Raw genomic sequence first — 1,079 nt, 5'->3', positions numbered from 1 at the left:
CTTGGTCTCAAGAATCAAGTGCAACACTGGCAGAGAACGCTGCGACTTCCTCGGCCATGGCTTCCTCTGGGGTCTTCCAGCCGAGCGTTTTCCTCGGCCTGCCGTTGAGAAGGCGCGCGATGTCGTTGAGCATGGTCTGACTGGCGAGCGACAGGTCGGCGCCCTTGGGGAGGAACTGGCGCAGCAGGCCGTTGGTGTTTTCGTTGCTGCCGCGTTGCCAGGGTGCGTGCGGGTCGCAGAACCAGATGTCGAGCTTCAGTCGCCGGCTCAACTCCGCGTGGCGGGCCATCTCGCTCCCTCGGTCGTAGGTCAGGCTCGCGCGCAGGAACGCCGGCAGCTTCTTCATCTGTCGGGTGAAGCCTTCCAGGGCGTCGGTGGCCGTGCACCCTTCCATCCGGCACAGCACCACGAACCGGGTCTTGCGCTCCACCAGCACGCCCACCGCCGAGCGGTTGTAGGCGCCCTTGATGAAGTCGCCTTCCCAGTGGCCCGGAAACAGGCGCTGCTCGATGTCCGCCGGCCGGTGCACGATCCGCAGTGCCTCGGGCACGAAGCCTGCCGCCGCGGCGGTGGTGCGGCGCCGTCCGCGGGTGGCCTTAGCCTGACGCAGCGCCTGGACCATGCCCTCCTTGAGCGCGCCACGCGGCTGCGCATAGATGGCCGCGTAGATCGTTTCGTGGCTCACCAGACCAGGGCGGACATCGACAGGCATGGCGCGCAGTCTGGCCGCGATCTGCTCCGGCGACCAGCGCAGGAACACCAGACGGTCGTGGACGTACCGGTAGAGCGGCGTGCCCTCCAGCAGGCGGCGCTGGCGGCGGCTGCAGAGACGACGCTGGCGATATCCGTCGGCAGCGCGTGTGGCGTCGTAGCAGCCGCCCCCGGCGCGCTTCAGCTCCCGGCTGAGCGTCGATGGCGACCGCCCGAGTCGGTGAGCGATGGCGCGCAGGCTGGCCCCGTTCTGGCGTTCGATCATGATCACCGCGCGCTCTTCAGCGCTCAGGTGGCTGTAGGGTCTGGTCTTGGACATGGCAACACCCGTACATGGGGGCGTTGCACTTGGAGCTTGAGCCTAAGCT

The 1,079-nt window shown here is 67.6% G+C and carries 1 protein-coding gene; it reads right to left on the bottom strand.

Annotated features, from left to right (window positions below; all coding sequences use genetic code 11):
• Positions 1-7: 7 nt before the first annotated feature.
• Positions 8-1,030 (bottom strand): IS30 family transposase, encoded by a 1,023-nt coding sequence (locus ACFO3Q_RS16770; RefSeq protein ID WP_377006050.1) that lies wholly within the window; start codon positions 1,028-1,030, stop codon positions 8-10.
• Between the last annotated feature and the right edge of the window lie 49 nt (positions 1,031-1,079).

The sequence above is a fragment of the Coralloluteibacterium thermophilum genome, assembly GCF_042654365.1.
GTDB classification, from domain to species: Bacteria; Pseudomonadota; Gammaproteobacteria; order Xanthomonadales; family Xanthomonadaceae; genus Coralloluteibacterium; species Coralloluteibacterium thermophilum.
This window is presented reverse-complemented; position numbering and strand designations above follow the sequence as displayed.

Bases quoted from the DNA above. Each gene is read 5' to 3' on its own strand.
- ACFO3Q_RS16770 (WP_377006050.1), bottom strand. From the start codon at position 1,030: ATGTCCAAGACCAGACCCTACAGCCACCTGAGCGCTGAAGAGCGCGCG.